The sequence below is a fragment of the Frankia sp. AiPs1 genome (genome assembly GCF_023716945.1).
Classification (GTDB): Bacteria; Actinomycetota; Actinomycetes; order Frankiales; family Frankiaceae; genus Frankia.
The window spans coordinates 1-2,135 of sequence record NZ_JAMQQF010000780.1; the positions used below are offsets into that span (position 1 = coordinate 1).

The 2,135-nt window shown below is 72.8% G+C and carries 2 protein-coding genes; one reads left to right on the forward strand and one right to left on the reverse strand.

Going from position 1 to position 2,135, the window contains the following annotated elements; all coding sequences use genetic code 11:
- Window positions 1-254 precede the first annotated feature (254 nt).
- Complete coding sequence (locus tag ND748_RS30575) at window positions 255-608, reverse strand: MTH1187 family thiamine-binding protein (protein ID WP_251749756.1); 354 nt, start codon at window positions 606-608, stop codon at window positions 255-257.
- A 227-nt stretch (window positions 609-835) separates the two neighbouring features.
- Here ND748_RS30575 and ND748_RS30580 point away from each other — a divergent pair.
- On the forward strand, window positions 836-2,135 hold a 1,300-nt coding region (locus ND748_RS30580; protein ID WP_251749757.1), incomplete at its 3' end, for a HAMP domain-containing sensor histidine kinase.

Sequence of the window (2,135 nt, forward strand, 5' to 3'; positions counted from 1 at the left end):
GGGCCCGGCGGTCGCGGGCGGCGGCGGGGTGGCCGGCTTCGGATCCAGTGGGACAGCGCCGGCGAGGCGCAGACCGCCGAGGCTGTCGGGCAGTCGCCCGGGTCGTCCCGGGCCTCCCGCACCCCGCGGCGGTCCGGATGGGACTGGTGGCCTACGTTGCATGCCCCCATCGTGACATCCGGGTGGGGCGGACGGCCCTGCCGGCGGATGACTTTTCGGGGCCTGTTGTCCGCGCCGCCGTCCGGCGCCCCCGGTCAGCCGGCCGCATCGCCGGCTCCATCGCCGGTCTGGTCCTGCGCGGCGTCCCCCGCGGGGCCCGCCGCGAGCAGCCGGTCGATGCTCGCCACCTTTTCGTGCAGGGCGTCGCTGACGCCGGGGCGCAGGTCCGCCTTGAGCACGAGGCTGACCCGACCGGCGCGGGCGCCCACGGCCAGGGTGGCCCTGCGCACGACGTCCATCACCTCATCCCACTCGCCCTCGATCGTGGTGAACATGGCGTTGGTCTCGTGCGGCAGGCCGCTCGCGCGGACGATGCGGACCGCCTCGGCGACCAGCTCGGCGACACCCTCGCCGGTTCCGATGGGCGTGACACTGAAGGCAACCAGCATGCGATCAGACCTACCACGCCGACGCCGCGCCCACCATCGCTCCGACGCAGTGCCACGCGCCTGCTACGTTGACAAAACGGATGGGTCGGTAAGCTAGCGACTTGTCACGAAAAGTTGCACGATCGACCCCCAAGTGGGCGGTTACGCAAACCCGGGACAACGGGCTCTGACGGCACGCCCTACCATTGCCCGCCGTGGGGTGGAAGAAGACGGATGACGAGGCGTAGGTGGGGCCACGCACGCTGCTCGACGCGCTGACGGACCTGGCTGTGGTCGTCGGTGGGGACGGCCATGTCACCGACATGGGCGCCGCCGCTCGCGCCTTCCTCGGTGACCGGATCCCCCGCGAGCCGCAGCTGCTGGACCTGATCGAGGTGGTCGACCCGGCGTTCCGCGTCGCGCTCGGCGAGGCCGTGACGGCCGCGCTGGCGCAGTCCGGGCAATGGCGCGGCTCCGTGGGTCTGGTCGACCCCGCCGGGACGACCGTGCCGCACCACGTGACCATCCGGCGCGATCCGGACGGCGGCCTGGTCCTGCTCGCCCGCGACACGACCGACCAGCGTGCCCGCGAGATCGCCGAGAACGACTCCCGGGCCAAGGACGAGCTGATCGCCCGCCTCGGCCATGAGCTGCGCACCCCGCTCAACGCGATGCTCGGCTTCGCCCAGCTCCTCGAGCTGGAGCCGCTCACCCCCGACCTGCACGACGACGTCGAGCGGATCATCACCGGCGGCCGCCACATGCAGGCCCTCATCGACGATGTGCTGGACCTGGCCCGGCTGCGCGCGGGTCGCGGCGACATCAACAAGGGCCCGGTCAACGTCCTCGACATCGTCCAGGGCGTGGTGGAGCTGGTCGAGCCGCTCGCCGCGCAGCGCAGTATCCGCCGCGTGATCGACCCCGCCGTGCCGCTCATCGCCGACGCGGACCGTCGCCGGTTGTGGCAGGTGCTGCTCAACCTCGTCGGCAACGCTCTGAAATACGGTCGCGAGGGCGGCAGCGTGCGGGTCGGCATCGTGCCGATCACCGGCTCCCGGATCCGCATCGAGGTCGAGGACGACGGTGCGGGCCTGTCCCCGCGGGCGATCGACCGGTTGTTCCGACCCTTCGAACGGCTGGGCGCCGAACGCAGCGGGATCGAGGGCAGCGGGCTGGGACTCGCCCTCTCCCACGCCCTGGTCACCGCGATGGGTGGGGTGCTGACGGTCGCCAGCCGCTTCGGCGTCGGCAGCGTGTTCGCCATCGTTCTCGACGCCGTCGACATGCGCTTCGAGGACCCCGACTCCGACGACGACGGCTTCGGCGATCAGTTCGGCGGTTATGGCTACCGCGAGACGAGCTACGGACGCGCGGGGTACGGCGAGAACGGCCGCGGGCGCGCCGGGTACGGCGAGCCGGGCCACGGCGACTCCGCCTACGGCGACGCCCGCAATGGACGGGCTCGCCATGCCGGCACCGCCGAAGGTGCCCACGGCGGCGGGCGGCACGCGGGCGTCTCCGTCAGCGGCGGTGGCGGCGGGGCGGGCG

Bases quoted from the DNA above. Each gene is read 5' to 3' on its own strand.
- ND748_RS30575 (WP_251749756.1), bottom strand. From the start codon at position 608: ATGCTGGTTGCCTTCAGTGTCACGCCCATCGGAACCGGCGAGGGTGTC.